12 protein-coding genes are annotated in these 20,595 nt (G+C 42.8%); 5 read left to right on the top strand and 7 right to left on the bottom strand.

Annotated elements, in window-relative coordinates:
• Positions 1-25: 25 nt before the first annotated feature.
• Entirely contained in the window at positions 26-526 is a 501-nt protein-coding gene (locus CXF80_RS09170; protein WP_101032586.1) for a YcxB family protein, read from the bottom strand.
• A 665-nt stretch (positions 527-1,191) separates the two neighbouring features.
• Complete coding sequence (gene glnD / locus CXF80_RS09165; RefSeq protein ID WP_101032585.1) at positions 1,192-3,843, bottom strand: [protein-PII] uridylyltransferase; 2,652 nt, start codon at positions 3,841-3,843, stop codon at positions 1,192-1,194.
• Positions 3,844-3,924: 81 nt separating this feature from the next.
• Here glnD and CXF80_RS09160 point away from each other — a divergent pair, with 81 nt between their 5' ends.
• From CXF80_RS09160 to CXF80_RS09145, 4 genes are all read left to right on the top strand, one after another.
• Positions 3,925-4,638, top strand: coding sequence for a 16S rRNA pseudouridine(516) synthase (locus CXF80_RS09160; RefSeq protein WP_101032584.1), 714 nt, complete (start codon positions 3,925-3,927; stop codon positions 4,636-4,638).
• A gap of 63 nt (positions 4,639-4,701) precedes the next feature.
• Positions 4,702-5,658: a LysR family transcriptional regulator gene (locus CXF80_RS09155; protein ID WP_101032583.1), complete on the top strand. Its 957-nt coding sequence runs from the start codon at positions 4,702-4,704 to the stop codon at positions 5,656-5,658.
• 336 nt (positions 5,659-5,994) lie between these two features.
• The gene (locus CXF80_RS09150; RefSeq protein WP_101032582.1) at positions 5,995-8,460 is read left to right on the top strand and encodes an OmcA/MtrC family decaheme c-type cytochrome; all 2,466 of its coding nucleotides are present in this window, start codon (positions 5,995-5,997) and stop codon (positions 8,458-8,460) included.
• A 432-nt stretch (positions 8,461-8,892) separates the two neighbouring features.
• Positions 8,893-11,286, top strand: a complete 2,394-nt coding sequence (locus CXF80_RS09145) for an OmcA/MtrC family decaheme c-type cytochrome (protein ID WP_101032581.1) — start codon at positions 8,893-8,895, stop codon at positions 11,284-11,286.
• A 922-nt stretch (positions 11,287-12,208) separates the two neighbouring features.
• On the opposite strand, the gene CXF80_RS09135 is transcribed toward CXF80_RS09145, so the two are convergent.
• From CXF80_RS09135 to punC, 5 genes are all read right to left on the bottom strand, one after another.
• Positions 12,209-13,744, bottom strand: coding sequence for an MFS transporter (locus tag CXF80_RS09135; RefSeq protein WP_101032579.1), 1,536 nt, complete (start codon positions 13,742-13,744; stop codon positions 12,209-12,211).
• Between the two features lie 169 nt (positions 13,745-13,913).
• The gene (locus CXF80_RS09130) at positions 13,914-14,252 is read right to left on the bottom strand and encodes a PBPRA1643 family SWIM/SEC-C metal-binding motif protein (RefSeq protein WP_101032578.1); all 339 of its coding nucleotides are present in this window, start codon (positions 14,250-14,252) and stop codon (positions 13,914-13,916) included.
• 144 nt (positions 14,253-14,396) lie between these two features.
• Positions 14,397-17,309, bottom strand: coding sequence for a valine--tRNA ligase (locus tag CXF80_RS09125; RefSeq protein WP_101032577.1), 2,913 nt, complete (start codon positions 17,307-17,309; stop codon positions 14,397-14,399).
• A 33-nt stretch (positions 17,310-17,342) separates the two neighbouring features.
• Complete coding sequence (locus tag CXF80_RS09120) at positions 17,343-17,792, bottom strand: DNA polymerase III subunit chi (protein ID WP_101032576.1); 450 nt, start codon at positions 17,790-17,792, stop codon at positions 17,343-17,345.
• Between the two features lie 367 nt (positions 17,793-18,159).
• Entirely contained in the window at positions 18,160-19,443 is a 1,284-nt protein-coding gene (punC, locus tag CXF80_RS09115) for a purine nucleoside transporter PunC (protein WP_101032575.1), read from the bottom strand.
• A gap of 207 nt (positions 19,444-19,650) precedes the next feature.
• Between punC and punR the strand changes: the two genes are divergently transcribed.
• The gene (gene punR, locus CXF80_RS09110) at positions 19,651-20,553 is read left to right on the top strand and encodes a DNA-binding transcriptional activator PunR (protein ID WP_101032574.1); all 903 of its coding nucleotides are present in this window, start codon (positions 19,651-19,653) and stop codon (positions 20,551-20,553) included.
• Positions 20,554-20,595: the final 42 nt, after the last annotated feature.

Below are 20,595 nucleotides of genomic sequence, written 5' to 3'. Positions count from 1 at the left end.
CGTTTTTTCTAATGATTGTTTCTAATTATTGTTTCTGATTGATAAAGTCGATAGCGTTTTCATCTAAGCAACGTTTAGATAAATAAGTGGTCGTTTTTTGTAATTTAATTAAAAAGCCGACATCGGTTTCAATGATCCGATACATATCGGTCCACAAAATCTGTTGATTAACATGGGCAGACTGACTGTTGATACCATGATCATCGATAGTAAGATTAACATGTTCACCCGCCGCTTTACTCATCATTTGACGCCATAACCACCAGGTTTTATTAAAGCGAATACTCAAAAATTCTACCACGGCCAATCCAATGAAAAAGTAGCCCAAATAGTAGGTTTCTTTCGTACTCATTGCTGCTGAGCTTAGTGAGTCGAGCATTAAAATAGCCAAGCCAACCAGTGCAAATAGGGTGGTTTTAATAAAGCGTTTTGGTGATGGGTTGGGATTAATTGATTGCTGATAGCATTCTTCAAAGTAGGTTTTATCCAGTACATACTCAGTAGTGTAACTAAAGGCTTGTGGCATGATGACCTAATTAACGGCAGTTGATTAGCATAAGTATCGCACAGTCATCAATTTGCTCAAAGTATGAAGAATGCTGGCACAAACGGTGTCGCAAAAGGTCATCGTTAATAAGTGATGCCCAAACGACCTCAAAATACAGGCCAGCATGTCGAGATACTAGTATCGCTTCGCTGCTAGGGCGGACTGCGTCCTGCTAGTGTCGCTTCGCTGCTAGGGCGGACTGCGTCCTGCTAGTATCGCTTCGCTGCTAGGGCGGACTGCGTCCTGCTAGTGTCGCTTCGCTGCTAGGGCGGACTGCGTCCTGCTAGTATCGCTTCGCTGCTAGGGCGGACTGCGTCCTGCTAGTATCGCTTCGCTGCTAGGGTGGACTGCGTCCTGCTAGTATCGCTTCGCTGCTGGGGTGGACTGCGTCCTGCTAGTATCGCTTCGCTGCTAGGGTGGACTACGTCCTGCTAGTGTCGCTTCGCTGCTAGGGCGGACCACATCACTAGTATCGCTTCGCTGCTAGGGCGGACTGCGTCCTGCTAGTATCGCTTCGCTGCTAGGGCGGACTGCGTCCTGCTAGAGTCGCTTCGCTGCTAGGCTGTTGATTTTATAGCCTCTAGCCGCGAAGCGTACTAGCAGCGCAGCGTTCTAGGCTCTTTCGCTTGTCACCGCTTATCATCTCAGAGATCGTCTTCGCTGATGACTTGCATTAACGTCGCTGACAATTGTTGTTGTTGATCTGGGGTTAATTGCTGATCATCTTTGTTCGATAATAAAAACACGTTGTCTGCCCGTTCACCGACCGTGCTGATGGTAGCCGAATGAATATGCAAATCTAATTCCCTAAAAGTACTGGCGATTTGTTCCATAAACTCACTGGTGTCTAAGGCTGATACATTGACTAAACTGCGGTTTGATTTACGTGAATGTAAAAATTCGACATTGGGTTGATTATCAAAACTTTGATGGCGCCTGGATTGGCGTTTTTTAGATAAAATCATGCCTTTATCCAGTACTTGATGCAGTTTATTGATCACTTGTTTACGACGTTGTGTACTGGTGATCGGTTTTTCATCAAAATCGAGGACCTTAAATGACTCAACCACGTAGCCATCTTTAGTACGGGCAATTTGTGCTTGTTTTACTGAAATACGCAGCGTCGCTAAAGTATTAAATAATTTAACAAACAAGCCTGAGCGATCTTTAGTGTACACAAACACGTCACTGCAGCCTTTGACTACTGCATCGTCGAGTAAAATTAGGGTGTTATATTGATTATCGGTTACTGGCGCAAGATCGTGATTAATCATAGCTTGGGTATATCTGGCGATATCATCGGCTTCGGCATTACTGAAAAATGCGATAGGTAATCGACGCCATAATGCCTTGATATATACGCTGCTGTCTTCATCAGCGGCCAATAAGTTTAGGGCTTCTTGTTTATGTTCTCGCACCAAAGTACGCAGTTGGAGAATATTTTCAAAACCATTACGAAGTGCTTTACGGGTAACAAAATACAAGTCTTTTAATAATGACGCTTTCCAGTCATTCCACAGGTCATCATTAGTTGCCTGAATGTCGGCAATGGTCAGGCAATATAAGGCGTCTAAACGGGTTAAGGTACCTACTTTTTTGGCAAAAGCGTTGACGACTTCGGGGTCGTAGATATCCATACGTTGTGAGGTAATAGACATTAACAGATGATGTTCTACTAACCAGCAAATCAGTGCTTCTTGCGAGGCTTTAATGCCATGAAACTTGGCAAACAAACTGGCATCGACAGCCCCTAATTCACTATGATCACCGCCGCGACCTTTTGCTAAATCATGGAATAATGCTCCAAAGAGTAGAGTCGATTTATTTGACATTTTCTGATAGATATCAGCGGCTAATACCAGATCTTTATCTAACGTTTTGATGTCTTTATCATAGGTGTAAATATTTTTAAGCACCTTGTGGGTGTGTTCATCGACGGTGTAGGCATGGAATAAGTCAAATTGCATCTGGCCAACAACTTCACGCCATTGGGGTAAATAAGACGCTAAAATGCCGTGTTGATGCATTAAGGTAATGGCCAAGCCCATGCCTTGAGGATGAACAAAGATGGCTTTAAATTGCTCGCGACAACGCTCAAAATCTTGCAGGTCGCCCATTAAGCGGCGTCTTACTTGGCGCAGTGATCGTAATGTTTCAGCGGTAATGCCGATTATTTTGTCGTGATGAATCGCGATAAACTCAAATAACGCCATAATTTGGGTGCGATCGATAAAAACGGTTTCGTCTCGAACGTGGATATAGTGATCGACAATTTCAAAATTATCGTTAATCACAATAATTTCTGGATTGAGCTCTGGAATAATTTCCCGTTGAAAATAGGCCATTAAAATTTTGTTTAATTCACTGATGCGTTTCATGGCACGAAATAATTGGCGCATCATTTTTTCGATGGCAATATTGCCGCTCTCGCCGATGGGCATTCCATCACCAAACCCCATTAATTTAGCGACTTCAGCTTGGTATTGCAGTAATAAACGATTTTCTGAGCGTTGGGCTGCTTGATGTAAGGCAAATCGCACCCTAAATAAAAAGTGTTGGCACTCCATTAATTCGGCGTATTCATCATTGGTTAAATAACCAAAGTGGCGAAGTGATTGCATATTGGCGACGCCGAAATGCTTGCGGGCCACCCAGCTAAGGGTTTGAATATCGCGCATACCGCCAGGGCTGGTTTTAAGATTTGGTTCAATACTATATGAGGTGCCTTGGGCTTTAGCATGACGTTCTTGCTGTTCGCTGAGTTTGGCATTGAAAAACGCTTGGCTTTGCCATAAATCTTGGCCGTACAGCGCATTAAGAACCTGCTGTTGATGCTCATTATTACCAAATAAGTGACGAGTTTCCAGTAAGCTGGTCGCAATGGTGACGTCTTCTTTACATGCTTGATAGGTGTCGTCCAAGCTGCGTACAGCATGGCCTAAATCGAGATTAAGATCCCATAGTTGGGTAAGAAATTGGCTAATACGCGATGCTTCGGTAGGCGTTAATGGGCCATCATGAATAATGCAAATGTCGATATCTGAAAAAGGATGTAAGGTTTGTCGACCATACCCCCCGACAGCATTGAGCGAGATCCGCGCGGGATCTAATTCGAAAGGCAGCCAAAGTTGGCATAATAATGCATCGAAGAACTGCGAGCGCTTGTTCAAGGTGTCAATAATGGCACTTTGAAAAATATTATCTTGTAAATATTGATCCAGTGACTTAATGGCCTGTTTTAATTCAGCGCTGGTCATATCTGGACGCAAATCTGTACAAGCAGGTTGCGAAAGCATGTTGCTCCTTAATGATGTTGTGCATTAACAGAATAAGGTATTCTTAAACAAATTGGTATCATTCTATATTGGTGAAGTTTTATGGTGTCTAAACGAGGTCGACTTGATCAATTTATTGCTGGCACGTTACAAATTTCGAAAAAAGCCGTCCGTGGATTGTTAATCACCCATAAAGTGCTTGTCGACGGTCAATTTGCCAAATCACCTGACTTACAAATTGATGAATTTACCCATATTGAATGTAATGGTGTGGTGTTACGTCAATATCAACCCTGCTATTTTATGCTCAATAAACCTGACGGCGTGGTGAGTGCAACGGTTGATGATAAACATACGACGGCATTGTCTTTATTACACGGTGTTGAACACGATATGTTGCATATTGCGGGTCGATTAGATCTGCATTCTACTGGGCTGTTATTAATCACTAATGACGCTAAATGGTCAGCGGCATTAATGGCGCCTGAACATAAGGTTGCTAAACATTATCTGGTCACCTTGGCTAATCCTATCGACCAAGAATATGTCGAGGCATTTGCCAATGGGATGTATTTTGAATATGAAAACATGACCACCTTGGCGGCTCAATTAACGCTGTTGTCTAGTCATCAAGCAAGCGTTGTATTGCGTGAAGGTAAGTATCATCAAATTAAACGCATGTTTGGTCGTTTCCGTAATCCTGTTGTGGCACTTCATCGTGAGTCGATTGGTGACATTTACCTTGATAATCAGCTAAAACTTGGCGAGTTTCGTTCATTAACAAAAGCTGAAGTTGATAGTGTTATTCAGCACTAGATCAACTTTTTTTATTTTGCGTTATGGTAATTTAATGTTTCGATTGCATTTAAGTTAGGTGATATGGATATTCAAGCATTAAAAAAAGTCCGTGAGTTAGATGTATTTAGTTTGTTGGTCTTTAAGCTCATTTACGAGACGGGTTTTGCTAATTTTGCAGCCAAAGAGCTCGCTGTCTCTGCACCTAAAATTAGCCGTTGTTTAACATCATTAAGAGCCATGTTTAATGATGAGTTATTTTTTCGGCGTCAACAAGGATTAAAACCGACACCGTTAGCAGAGAATTTGTATCAACCTATATGCCAATTATGCGACATGGTAGGTCAAATTGAGCGAGTGACAGATGACCGTTTAAATCATCAACAAATGCCTATTTTGCATATTGCCGTCTCCCCTAGCATTATTACCAGTGTGGCGATTGCCTTGAGTCATCTTCCGCGTGATGTTATCGGCAAAGTTAAACTTCACAGCTGGCAATACGACACTGAAGAGCTGATTTATAACGGTGAGCTTGATTTTGGTATTGGCTTTGAAACTCAAGATACTCATGGTTTAGAGTCCTCTTCGATTGCGAGTGTCACCTCCCTGTGTGTGGTAGGTCATGGTCATCATGCATTTTGGGACACCGCCACTAATATTAACTTAGATGACATTATTCAACATCCTATCGTGTATTTGCGCTGTAAAGGATTTAATAATCGCATTGATCCATTAGAACTCTATTGCCAAACTCATGGTTTATTAATGGAAGATATTGAATGTGTTGAAAAGTTAGAAGATTGGTACTGGCACATGCTCACCATGGACAGTTTAGCCTTAACGATTTGTAATGAAGCGTCTTTTGCCGAAAAAATCCCTCAACTACGGGTTGAAAGACTTCCTAGTAGCGAATTTAATAAGCTTAATACGGTCATGCCTATGCCCAGTTACTGCTTAATTGAGCGTGCAGAGCATTACCGTCGTTATTCTTTAAAAACCAAACAAATGATAATAGATATCACTAAGTCATTGTTGGTGTGAACTTTAATTGAGTTTTAAATGAGATTCAACTCGACGAGGTTTGTCAGTTGGATCTTTTTTTTAAATATTAAAACCTCTAAATTCAATGTCTTAGGTGTTTTTGTCTGTATTTCATTGTTCTGCTACTTGCCTCTAGTTCATTAGGTACCTCTTTAGGGTTACTGAAAGTAAAACTGCCAGTTTCATTTTTGCGGATACTCAAAACTGAAATTACTGATTCCTGTTAACGAATTTACAACTAAGGTTCACAGGTTTGTTACAGCAAGCAAGCATTTATGTCTGTTTCCTTATACTTTGTATGGGTAAAACTAACTAATTTAAATCGGGGGATTTAAAATGAAGAAATATAATAGAACTTTACTTGCTGCAACATTAATTGCAGCGTTGGGTGTGACGGGTTGTGGCTCTGACGGCAGTGATGGTGTCGATGGTGCTGCTGGTGCTGCTGGTGCTGATGGCACTCCTGGTGCTGCCGCTGGTTCGGTTGCAACAACCGTTGAAAATGCATTTGACTTAAACATTACACTGGCTCCGGCAGATATTGTCGTCGTTGGTGCTGATCCGTTTACGCTTTCATTTACTGCAAAAAATGCCGCTGGCGTTCCCTTCTCTGGACTTGAAAAAGTCGCATTATACGTGACTAGCCAATCTGCGAATACCACAGACACTGGCGCGCCCATGTTATGGACCAACCATGCACTTGCCAATGATTTTGGTAGCAGCATGTATTGTACCTTAACCGGTACTGCCGAAGCGCGAGGCGGCGCTGTAGTCGATGCGTGTACATTAGTTGAAGATGCAGCTAACCCTGGTACTTATACTGGTTCTTGGGCACACGATGGTAACGCACCGGTTGTGTTAGCGGACGGTAGTGCTAATGACTTAGCACGGGTGTTTATTCGTTCTTATAATGTTGAGATGGCTGATGGTTCAGGGGTAAGTGATAAAGTTTTATCGACTCCAGTTGATTTCATTCCTGCTACTGGCGAACTTGCTGTTTCTGCAAAAGATGCTGTGTCTAATGCAGCATGTATTCAATGTCATAGCTCAAAGGAAGGTTACGCTGATACTGATATGCGTATTGCCAACATTGGCGCGCATCATAACTATCAAAAAGTTGAAAATTGCGTAGCTTGTCATAATCCAGCCATTGCGGGTGGACAAGACGATCCTGAAGTAGGCTTTAATGCAAACTTCAATGCCATGATCCACACCATCCATATGGGTAAAGAGCTTGCACAATGGCAGGGATTACAAGGTGAAGCATTAGAAGAGTTTGGTGGAGTCGGTTTCCCAGCTGAGTCAACTGAATGTACTGTTTGTCATGATAATGGCACCCAGTGGAACGACAACGTCTATGCTGAAGCGTGTGTATCATGTCACTTAACTGTTGATTTCGAAACTGGTGAAAACCATAAGGGCATTGTGCCTTCAAGTGACGCCGCTTGTTCTGGTTGTCATGGTGCTGGTAGTTTAAGCCCAAGCGAAGCGCACAGTGTTGATCGCCGTGACGTTTTTGAAAATGGCTTAGTGTTAAATGTTGCTTCTGCTGAAGTGGATGCTGACGTGTTAACTGTCATCATTGATGTAACATTAAATGGTGCAGTTCCAACTGAAAATACTGATTTAACTCAGTATTTAAACACTCTAGCCTATGGCAAGAGTATTTTGGCTGGTACACTTGATGGCAATGGCGATTATGTACCTGGGTTAAGTATTGCTAACGCAGCTATGTTTGTGGTTAATGGTGGCAAGCTAACCTTAACTAAAGACCTTGCCGCTAATCAACTTGATGGCAAAACAATTTATGTAACCTCTGAAATGAACATGTGTGCTGATACAGAGGCTGGCAAAGTTGTTGTTAATACTAAGATAGACGAAATTGTTGTTGATGATAATGGCGATCCAGTTCTTAGCCGTGGTAATACACAACCAATAGCAGGTACTGATAATGGTGCATGTGATTTAGCTGTTCCAGCTAATATCGTCACTAAGTACTTTATGTTTGGCGACACCGCTGCTACAGGTGTAGAAACTACTGATGACTTACGTTTTGTAAGCCCTGCATTAACGGCTTATAGTTCACCTACTCAGGTGGGTAACGACCGTACAACGGCTGATGAAGCGAAGTGTAATGCTTGTCATGATAATTTAGCGCATGTTAAATCACCTCGTCATGGTGTGACTAACTTTACCCAGTGTGCTGAGTGTCATACCAACAACTACCCTGGTTCTTATCATGCAACTGTTTATCAGCAAGATGGTGTAGATGATGCTGGCGAACCTAAGTTTGCACTGATTGAAGGTTTAAAGTTTGCCAATCGTGATTTAGCGACTGTTGCTCACCGCTTCCACAGTGGCTTGTTTGCTGGTGACACTGGTGCTGGCATTTACTTAGACACAGATGGCGAGCTAGTTAACTATCCTGCGATTCAAACCAATTGCCAAGCGTGTCATAAAGATGCTACGCCATTCTTCTCAGGCACTGGTGAGTTAACCTCAGGTAGAACTGCGATTGATGTTAGTTATTCTGTTACAGATAAGAATGGTACTCCTGATGACGATACGGATGATATTACCACAGCCTACAATGAGTTTATCTCACCTGTTGCTGAAGCATGTCGTAGTTGTCACGCTCACTCTGGAGAAGCTGCTTTAGCTCACTTCAAGAGTAATGGCGCGACAGTCGCTGGTGAAACTGCCGAGACTGCTGACGGTGTAGCAATTGAATCATGTGCAACATGTCATGCTGAAGGTAAAACTTACGGTATTGATAAAGTTCACTCTGGTGCAGCTCACTAGATATTGAAAACTTCTTAATCATCACTTAAGAAAGTAAGAAACCAAGAGGGAGACAGCAATGTCTCCCTCTTTTTTATTGATTTTTTGTACCTGAGTGTACTTAAGTGTACGTTTACTAGTTACATTTGCTTAACCGTTATAGTTCAATTGGTTAGGTATAAATTTTTGTTTCTTCCTCGCACATCAATTTTCCCCTCTACAAACTCCTGTTTAGATTTATATGATATGACACTGGCGGTTCCATTTTACGGAGGCTTATTAATGGAGACTTATTTACGGAGACTTATTCACGGATACTTAAGACTGAAATCACCATTTTAGTTAACTAGTTTGCAACATCAGTCACATAATTGAAACATATTGTGGGTGTTATGGTCTATTTGCTTCTATTTTAAAGCTGCTAATCAACAAATCTAAATCGGGGGATTTAAGATGAAAAAATATAATAGAACATTATTGGCTGCAGCGTTTATGGCAGTTTTGGCTGTGACAGGTTGTGGCTCTGACGGCAGTGATGGTGTCGATGGTGCTGATGGTGCTCCGGGTGCTGATGGCGCTCCGGGTACTCCCGCTGGTTCGGTTGCAACAAGCGTTGAAAATGCATTTGACTTAAACATTACACTGGCTCCAGCAGATATTGTGGTCGTTGGTGCGGATCCGTTTACGCTTACATTTACTGCAAAAAATGCCGCTGGCGTTCCCTTCTCTGGACTTGAAAGAGTTGCCTTATATGTGACTAGCCAGTCTGCTAATACGACAGATACTGGCGCACCCATGTTATGGACAAACCATACACTTGCCAATGATTTTGGCAGCAGCATGTATTGTACCTTAACCGGTACAGCTGAAGCGCGAGGCGGCGCTGTAGTTGATGCGTGTACATTAGTTGAGGATGCAGCCAATCCTGGTACTTATACTGGTACTTGGGCACACGATGGTAACGCGCCTGTGGTATTAGCCAGTGGCGATGTTAATGACTTAGCGCGGGTGTTTATTCGTGCTTATGATGTTGTGATGGCTGATGGTTCAGGGGTAAGTGGTAAGATTTTATCGACTCCTCTTGATTTTATTCCTGCTACTGGCGAACCTGCAGTGTCAGCAAAAGATGCTGTGTCTAATGCGGCATGTATTCAATGTCACAGTCCAATGGAAGGTTACGCCGATACCGATATGCGTATTGCCAACATAGGTGCCCATGGTAATTACCAAAAAGTTGAAAACTGCGTCGCTTGTCATAACCCTGCTTATGCGGGTGGACAAGACGATCCTGAAAAAGGCTTTAATGCTAACTTCAACGCTATGATCCACACCATTCACGCGGGTCACCATATTGTTGACGCGCTTACTGGCGAAGCCAAAGCAGAGTTTGGTGGCATTGGATTTCCTGCTGAGCTAAATGAATGTACTGTTTGTCATGATAATGGCACCCAGTGGAATGACAATATTTATGCTGAAGCCTGTTTGTCTTGTCACGTAAATGTGAACTTAGCGACCGGTGAAAACCATAGAGGCATTGTACCGTCAAGTGATGCGGTTTGTTCTGGCTGTCATGGCGCAGGTAGTTTAAGCCCAATCCAGGCACATGGTGTTGATCGCCGTGACGTTTTTGAAAATGGCTTAGTGTTAAATGTCGCTTCTGCTGAAGTGTCTGCAGACCTATTAACTGTCATCATTGATGTAACATTAAATGGTGTGGTTGCGGCTGATGCTACTGATTTAACCCAGTACTTAAATAAATTCCAATCAGGTGATGATATCTTAATCGGTACACTTGATGGCAATGGTGACTATGTTCGTGGATTAAGTATTAATACGAAAGATAATCCAGAAATGTTTATGGTTCTAGGTGGTAAGTTAACCTTAACCAAAGACGTTGCCATGACTCCACTTGGTGGCAAAACACTTTCAGTGTCTTCTGAAATGAACATGTGTGGCAACACTACAACTGACATGATTGTTATTAACACTATGTTAGCTGATGGTGCTGGTACCGACACGGGTGCTTGTGATGTCGCGGTTCCGGCTAACATTGTTACTAAGTTCTTTAAGTTTGATGCTGTTGCTGCAACAGGTGTTGAAACTACTGATAACTTACGTTTTGTCAGCCCTGCATTGACCGCTTATAGTTCACCTACACAGGTGGGTAACGACCGTACAACGGCTGATGAAGCAAAATGTAATGCTTGTCATGACAATTTGTCTCACGTTAAATCACCTAACCATGGTGTGACTAACTTTACCCAATGTGCAGATTGCCATAACAACAGTTATGCCGGTTCTTTCCATAGTGATGTTTATAAGCAATCAGGTGTAGATGCTGATGGTAAACCGACGTTTGCAGTAATTGAAGGCCTAGAGTTTTACAACCGTGATTTAGCCACTGTTGCTCACCGTTTTCACAGTGGCTTGTTTGCAGATGATGAAGGTGCTGGCATTTACTTAGACACAGATGGCGAGTTAGTTAACTATCCTGCTGTGCAAACCTATTGCCAAGCGTGTCATAAAGAGACCAATGCTGCAGGAGATGCTATGCCATTCTTCTCTGGCACTGGCGCATTAACCTCAGGTAGAACTTCAATTGAAGTCGATGTGAATCAATTTGATGGTGTTCCTGGCGAGTTTATCTCCCCAGTCTCTGAAGCATGTCGTAGCTGTCACGCTCACTCTGGCGCTGCTGCTCTTTCTCACTTTAAGAGTAATGGCGCGACAGTCTTTGGTGATAACATCACCTCAGCAGATGCTGTGCCAATTGAATCATGTGCGACTTGTCATGCTGAAGGTAAAACTTACGGTATTGATAAAGTTCACTCAGCTGCAGCGGACTAGTTATTAAGATAAGGTGTTAATCATCAATTAAGAAAGTCACAATGTCAGTAACAGGGAGGCCGCAATGCCTCCCTGTTTTTTTAACTGATTTTTTTAATTGATTTTTTGTAACTCAGTGCAGCTGGATCAAGTAATAAGTACTTTATGACTATCGGTTATTAATGTTTTTCTAGCGACAATGTCACGGCAACAAAAGCCGCGAAAAACACCCGGTCGCTAAAGACCTTGACGATAGATACCTTGACGATAGATACCTTGACGATAGATACCACGTCGATAATGACTATCAGCTTCACTCTCCTGCACATTCTGCCGATGTCAGCGGTTCGATTTGTAGCCATTTATGAGTCATTCAATGGGTGTTAATTGTATTTTAGGTGAGCTGCATAATCCTAGTATCTTAGTATCGTGGTTTGTTGCTGTATTCGATAGCGACTTATTGGTCAGACTTCTTTTTGGACACTTAGTCGGGACTTTTTGCTCAGAAAATCTTTGAGGTTGCCGTTTTGTCGAGTGCGGTATTTCGCTTATGGTTTACTATTTGCTAGTGATTTGCTAGTGATTTGCTAGTGATTTGCTAGTGATTTGCTAGTGATTTGCTAGTGATTTGCTAGTGATTTGCTAGTGATTTGCTAGTGATTTGCTAGTGATTTGCTAGTGATTTGCTAGTGATTTGCTAGTGATTTGCTAGTGATTTGCTAGTGATTTGCTAGTGATTTGCTAGTGATTTGCTAGTGATTTGCTAGTGATTTGCTAGTGATTTGCTAGTGATTTGGTCGTAAACCGAATAGTTAATTAATGGCGTTGGTATGGCAACTTGATGACCATTTATTGTTATTTTGTTGTGGATAGCAAAAGGGAGGCATTGCTGCCTCCCTTTTGCTAAATCAGTTGCTGATGCTAACAAATTGCACACGATGAACTAAGCGACTTGTTGGCGCTGCATCCTTAATAACCATTTACCGTAGATGAAAATCCCTACCGCCGAAGTAATACCAATAACCGCAATAATATACCAAGCCATGCCGATGTTGTTGGCATTATAGAGGGCTTGGGTGAGAACTTGGGGATCTTGTCCCGTAGAACTGACTAAGCGACTAAAGGCTTCACCTTGGGGGATGTTGGCTATATCGGTTAAGCTCATACCATTATCTGATAAGACTTCACGGGCAATACGCTCTTTTGAGGCGTACATGTCATAAAGCTTTGGGCCGAAATAACCTTCTAAGGTCCAACCTATGCCTTGAGGTAACATCACAAAACCTAAGTACATGGCTTTTTTACCTTCTGGCGCGATATTACCCATAAATTCGTTTTTCTTGGGGCTAATCATCATTTCACCGACAGAAAACAGCGCAATAGCCAGCACGATCATCCACGCCGCATTAAAAGCACCGACTAAGGCAATGGCTAAGATACTCAATAAACAGCCAAAAAACATGGTGGTGGTAATGCGATATTTAGCCGTCAGTGCCGCAACAATAAAGCAAGTGGTCATGATCAACCCGGCATTGAGATTGAGCATGCCTTCTGGCATTACTTTGGTGCCATCATTATTCAACCCCAGCCAGAACTGCAATATGCCGTTGCTGGTACCCTCTGGACCAAATAACGAGGTAACAATGACGCTGGTATCAACCCATTCAGCAATGTGGATCGGTAATACATCAAATAATGAGTTATATAAAAACCAAAAACCGGCAAACACTAACATGTAGTAAATCACTATTGGCTTTTTCAGTTCTCTGAGCGCGTCTTTCCACAGTGCTTCTTGTGTCACTTCACCTGCTGTTATTTGGCGCGTACGCTCTAAGCGCTCGGCTTTGCCTGGTTCTTTGTAAGCGAGTAAAAATAAAAAGTTAAATGAGATAATGGCCGCGCAAGCGTAAAACACATTGTCCCAAGATAATTGGCGCATGTGCACCGCAACTAATGGGCCTAAAAAGCCACCTATGTTGACCACTTGGTAAAAAATGCCCCAAGCCATTGAGGTATTATTGCGATTAGTAGACAGCACCAAGGTGCCTTGAATGCCCGGTTTAAATACGCCAGTACCCATGGCTAACAACATGGCGCCGGCGAGGAATCCCCAAAAATTAGGGAAAAAAGCCATGGTTAAGTAACCACAGATCTTGACTATGGTAGCAACGAAAATGGTTTCTTTGTAGCCAACGCGGTCGGAAATCCCCCCGGTGAGAACAGGCACAAAGGTTTGTAATAGGGCCCATACTGAAATGATGATGCCATAATCACTTAAGTTGATCCCCAGCCCGCCTTCGGATACTGGCGTTTTAGCATATAAACCCGCACTGGCTTTGACGCCATAATAGGCAATACGCTCTACCAGTTCCATGCCACCTACAAGCCAAAAAATATAGCCTAAACTGGATATCGCGGCCCACATGCCCAACTGTTTTACTTCACTCAGATCGTTGCCTGAATGTGAATTAGTGCTCATAGGTCACCCTTTTATTTTATGTTCTATATCATTTTTATAACAAAGGCTGACACTTTACCTAAGTTCTGGGGAAATATCCAAAATCAATAAAAAAAGCGGATCCTAAGACCCACTTTAATGTTTTATTGATAAACATCCCACTAAGGGACGTTCACCTCAGTATGGTGATTTATGCACCACAACACTTTTTGTACTTTTTTCCACTGCCACAGATGCACACATCGTTACGGTTAGGCTTAGCGTCAAACTTTACCGTTTTAGGTTTGTTCAAAACACCGGTTAATTCAATAATGTTTTCAGGTTTGTCTGCATTAATGGTGATATTAGCCAATAGCTGTTGTTCAGCAACCATTGCCGCCACTTCATGTTGGCGAGCTTCGGTTTGGACTGACAATATTAGCGGTAAAGCTTCCGTCCCCGGTTTTGCTGTGCGCTTGGTGTTATAACCACTTTCACCATAAGCGGGTTTAGGTGTTTTACGACCTTTAAAAAAGAATTTATCAGACATGGTTTTGACCCATTAAATAGAATGGTGATATTGGCCGAAGCTTATACACCAAAAATGTAAATTGAGAAATCAACGTTTCAGTTTCGTGCGAAATAAAAAACCAGCGATGCATCGCTGGTTTTTGTTTCTAATGGTATTTTTTGATTATGCTTCTATTTTGGCCAGTTCGATTTTTTGTTCGTTTAATTTTTCAATGTCACGAGTCAAATCGGCCATTTTTGCCCGCTCTTTATCTATAACCGCAGCAGGTGCTTTAGCGACAAAGCCTTGGTTAGATAATTTGCCTTCAATGCGGGTTATCTCTTGAGCAAGCTTTTCAAGCTGTTTGTCGATACGGGCCAATTCAGCGCCGACATCGATTAAGCCTGCCATTGGGATTAATAGCTCCATATTGCCGACAAACTGAGTGGTCGACATCGGTGCCGTTTCACCCTCGGCTAAAATGGTCATTGACTCAAGTTTAGCCAAACTGGTAAAGAATGTTTGGTTTGCTTCAAGACGAATGCGATCTTCATAGCTCACGTCACGAAGCAGCGCATTAAGCGGCTTAGACGGGGCGATATTGAGTTCAGCACGAATATTACGTACTGCGACAATGACTTGCTTAACCCATTCCAGATCCGCCATTGCGGTCGCATCGACTTGATCTGCTTGATACGTTGGGAACGATGCCAGCATGATGGTATCACCCGTTACGCCAGCTAACGGTTTGACGCGTTGCCAAATCGTTTCGGTAATGTATGGCATAAATGGATGCATTAGACGCTGCATTTTTTCAAGCACATTGACTAACGTATGGCGTGTGCCGCGCATTTGCGCTTCAGTGCCGTTTTGCATAACAGGCTTGGTTAATTCTAAATACCAGTCACAGAATTGATTCCAAGTGAACTCGTATAAAGTGTTAGCGGCTAAATCAAAACGGTAAGCGGCCATGTGATCTTCGACGGTTTTGACGGTCTGATTAAACAAACCAATGATCCAGCGATCGGCTAATGACAATTCCATCGCACCCGGTTTGCCATCAACTAACAGTTGACCGCAATCTAAAGGCTCACCAGCTTCATCGCTATCTGGATTGGTTTGCACTTCAGTGTTCATTAACACATAACGTGACGCGTTCCATAATTTGTTACAGAAACTGCGGTAACCATCAAGACGTTTCATGTCCCAGTTGATGTCACGCCCGGTTGATGCCATTGCCGCTAAGGTAAAGCGCAGTGCATCGGTACCGTGAGCTTCAATGCCATCGGCAAATTCTTTACGGGTACTTTTCTCAATTTTTGCCGCCAGTTGTGGCTGCATCATGTTGCCAGTCCGCTTAGCGACCAAGGTTTCAAGGTCGATACCGTCGATCATGTCTAATGGATCAAGCACGTTGCCTTTGGATTTTGACATCTTATTACCGGCTTCATCACGGATAAGCCCGGTCACGTACACCGTTTTAAAAGGTACTTGAGGTTTGCCGTCTTCATCTTTAATGAAGTGCATGGTCATCATGATCATCCGCGCAACCCAGAAGAAGATGATATCAAAACCTGTGACCAACACATCGGTTGGGTGGAAGGTTTTTAAATCTTCTAAATTGTCTGGCCAACCTAAGGTTGAGAAAGTCCATAATGCCGAACTGAACCAGGTATCTAATACGTCATCGTCTTGGCGTAATACCACCGAATCTGCAAATTTGTGCTTAGCGCGAACTTCAGCTTCGTTACGGCCAACGTAGACTTTACCGTTCTCGTCGTACCAAGCTGGAATACGGTGTCCCCACCAAAGTTGGCGTGAAATACACCAGTCTTTAATATCGCGCATCCACGAGAAGTACATATTCTCGTATTGCTGGGGCACAAACTTGATGTCGCCATTTTCCACGGCTTCAATGGCTGTTTTTGCCATTGATTGAACGGCCACATACCACTGATCGGTTAATAAGGGTTCAATTGCTACGCCTGAGCGATCGCCATAAGGTATTTTTAACGCGTGCGGAGCGACTTTTTCAAGTAAACCTAAGCTGTCAAATTCAGCCACAATAGCATCACGGGCTTTAAATCGATCAAGGCCAACATAACGTTCAGGTAGCGCAATTTCGACGTCTTTGTTTGGTGTGCCGTCGGTATTAACTACTTCAACAAAACCGCGGACACAGGCATCTAAGGTAAAGATGTTGTACATAGGCAGTTGATGACGCTTGCCAACTTCATAGTCGTTAAAGTCATGGGCTGGAGTGATTTTTACGCAGCCTGTGCCAAATTCCATGTCGACATAATCGTCAGCAACAATTGGAATTAAGCGGTTAACGATAGGTAATAGCACAAACTTACCGATCAATGACTGATAACGTTCGTCATCTGGGTGCACGGCTACTGCGCTGTCACCTAACATGGTTTCAGGACGCGTGGTGGCGACTTCTAGGTAGTCTTTACCATCGCTAGTTAATGCGCCTTGGGCTAAAGGAAAGCGGAAGTGCCACATGTGGCCTTGCTTCTCTTTATTTTCAACTTCTAAATCTGAAATGGCGGTGTGAAGCTTTGGATCCCAATTAACTAGGCGCTTACCACGATAAATAAGTTCGTCATCGTATAGACGGACAAACACTTCTTGAACCGCTTTTGATAAGCCTTGGTCCATGGTAAAACGTTCGCGATCCCAATCAACCGATGCGCCCATGCGACGTAGTTGTTTGGTGATGGTGCCACCAGACTGTTCTTTCCAGTCCCACACTTTATCAATGAAGGCATCACGGCCTAAATTATGGCGTGTTTTACCTTCTTCGGCTTCAAGTTTACGCTCAACCAACATTTGGGTGGCGATACCAGCGTGGTCGGTACCCACTTGCCATAAGGTATTCTTACCTTTCATTCGTTCATAACGAGTAAGCGTGTCCATGATGGTGTCTTGGAAGGCATGTCCCATGTGCAAGCTACCGGTTACGTTCGGTGGCGGGATCATGATGCAATAATTGCCTTGAGATTCATCGCCATGCGGCTTGAAGTAACCTTGCTCTTCCCAGTTTTGGTAAAGGGCCTGTTCGATAGACTTTGGGTTGTATGTTTTTTCCATAGGAGCGTTATGTTCTCTATCTAAATTGAGTGTTTATTCAGCTAATGCTTGAGTGCTGGGCGTAATGCCAACATTCTGATATTGACGATAGCGATTGCGGGCAATCCGCTTGAGTTCATCATCATTAGCGACAAAATCGATAATATGGGCCAAGTTTACCGCAAAACTGGGCATGTGGTCTGCAAGATTAATCAGAACTTGGCGACTTTTATTTGGCCCTAGGGTGTCAAAACCAATTTCGACAGGTGCACCGGTCACCGGACCTTCGCCTTTTAAGTTGTGAGGCACAAAGGCATTAGGCTCAAATTGCCACAGTAATTCGTCAATGGCATACGCTTGCTGCTTGTTTTCACAGTGAATGTAGACGGTTTTTTGTTGGCGATATTCTTGTTCTGCTAACCAGCATGCAGCCAAATAAACCGCATCTAATGCACTCATTTGATTATGATTATCAGGCATAAGGTAAAACAAGGCTTGAGTCATGTGGTGATGCTTTTAACAGGTTAATAAGTTGAGCACGAGTTTACACTAAAATCCTCTGCGGGTTAATGGGGACGTGAGTTGATATTTATTGAATTTCCCCTAAGTGACTCGCTGACTGAGCCGATAATGAGCAGTATTTGGTATTACAGCTACAATGCGAGCTGATGGTGCTCATTAATCCAATATAAATCGCAGCCATGATTGGTTTTCTGTGACGCTCTGGGGCCATTGTCAAATAGACGGATTTATGGATTGTGAATATTAGAGCAAGCGATAATTTGTTTAATCAATAAACCTCAATATGATGAGATTATAAATAAGAATATAACCTCATCATTGAATGGCTTATTTTATCGCTATTGGATGTTTATTCATCATCCTTAGTGGTTGCTTGAGATAATCTTGCTGGATCCGGAAACGTGAAATGCTGGTTTATTTGCGCCCAAGAATCATGACTTTTAATAAAGAGGCCTACAGCAACCAGTACTGAACAGGCCAGAATTCCCCAACCAATCGCGTTATCGCCAGAACTTGCCCAAACGGCCACCAGACTTGATGCCCCAAAAGCGATGCTGATTTGGAGAAAGTTTTGCAATCCTGCCGCTTTGGATGCGTTATTGCTGAATTCTTGGAGGGCATTATTGACCACAATAGGGTAAATAGCGCCATTGCTTGCTGCTAGCAATGAGAATGCAACCATAAGCGGTAATATTGTTTTAGTATCGAGGATCACACTTGATACAAAAATGGCAACAACACAAAAACCAAATAAAATTAGTAAATAGCGTAGGCTGGCTTTGGTGCCAAACTGTCGAATAAGTAACTTACCGGAATAGCCACCGACAATAAACATGATGGTTTGGGGAATAAAACTTAATCCAATTTCAGTTGCGGCGTAACCATATTGTTCCATCACCGCAGGCCATAGGGTTAAGTAAGCGAAAAACGCACCCGAACAGGCACCAAAAATGATGACATTACCTAAGTAACGTGTGTTGGCTAATAATTGTTGATAGCGGATATGGGACTTATTTTTGTGTAAACGAATAGGCTCTTTAGGTACAAAAAAATGTGTCATAGCGATTAATATTACGGCGATAACACATAAGGTAATAAACACTGCACGCCAGCCAAAATTATTGAGTATCAATGCGCCAGCAATGGGCGCTAATGCCGGAGATAAAGCGACCAAAGGCATAATATTAGAGAAAATATTTTGAGCTTTATCGGCGGGGTATTGTTCAATCACTATCGCTTGCCAGATCACTGCTGCACTGCAAGCGCCGATGGCTTGGAAGAAGCGCGCAATATTCATCATCATTATGGTTTCACTGTTCGCAATGAGTGCGCTTGCCAACATAAACAGACTTAGCCCAACAAAGAGTGAATTCCGCTTACCTATTTTATGAACTAATGGCCCGTATAATAACTGTCCAATAGCAAGGCCTGCCAAAAAACTGGTTAATGATATGGCCACCTCAGAAGTGTTAGCATTAAACGTCCCTTCAATAGATTTGAATGCAGGGAGGTACATGTCGGTTGCAATAAATCCCAACATACTCAGCAAGGCTAAATAAAACAGGAACAGGTAAAATGTTATGTTTGTTTGTTTATTGTTGATTATTATGTGGTTGTTGCTAAAGTTAGGCATAAATATTTTCGTCTGGTCAATAAAGTTTGCTAGTTTAATGGCTTACTAAATTAGCTGGAAACGTTTAATTTTGAAGACAGCTATCAAAAAATTTGATTGCAAGGAGTGAGTGGAATTGAGTATGATCACTTGAAACCAGTATTACCTCAGCCGAAGATGTTATTCATCTAGTGCTGTTAAGGTACATTTTATAATGAGCAAATTGATATGCTTTCACAGCACATTTTTGAATTAATCGATGTTGTTGCCCAAACAGGCAGTTTTACCGCGGCAGCCAAAAAACTGCATAAGGTGCCGTCTGCGATTAGTTATTCAGTTAAACAAATTGAGACTGAGCTTGGGGTTGAGTTATTTATTCGCCATCATAGAAGTGTCAGCCTAACCCCGGCAGGGAAACATTTTGTCGCTAAAGCTCGCCAGTTTCTTAACGATATGGCGCTGATGAAAAGAGACACTCAACGAGTGGCTAATGGGTGGAAGCCTTCGTTATCAATTGCGCTGGATAATATTGCCAGAACCGACAGTGTGCATGCCTTAATCGCTGACTTTTACAGAAAGTTTCAGGATGTTGAGCTGATTATTCGGATTGAAATTTTTAATGGTGTATGGGAAGCGCTCGCCACAGGGCGCAGTGACATCGCTATTGGTGCGACAACTGCAAATCCAGTTGATGGGTCATTTAAATTCACTCATATGGGGGATATTGATTGGTTATTTGTGGTGAGTGCTGATCATCCATTGGCGAATATTACACGGCTTATAGTGGATGATGAGTTACGTGATTTTCCGTCTATTTGTCTTGAAGATACCTCGCGAGAGATCCCTAAACGAATTGATTGGTTGCTCAATAATCAACGGCGATTAGTGGTACCCGACTGGCACAGTGCAATCAACTGTTTTGTCGAAGGCTTAGGGGTAGGGTACATGCCTGAACATTTAGCTGCACCGTTAATCGAGTCCGGTAAATTAGTCAGTAAAGTGCTGTGCACCGTTAAACAACCTAGCCCTTGTTGTTTAGCGTGGAATGATGAGCAAATGTCGCCAGCACTCGCCTGGGTGTTAGATTATTTAGGTGATAGTGAGCAATTACATCGTCAATGGTTAGCGTAGGCTTACCGCGCGATAAAAGGGCTTATTATTTGAATCCAAGTT

Source organism: Shewanella sp. Actino-trap-3, assembly GCF_002836275.1.
In the GTDB taxonomy this organism is placed as follows: Bacteria; Pseudomonadota; Gammaproteobacteria; order Enterobacterales; family Shewanellaceae; genus Shewanella; species Shewanella psychromarinicola.
Note: the sequence above shows the minus strand (reverse complement) of the source record. Positions and strands in the feature narration are given on the sequence as shown.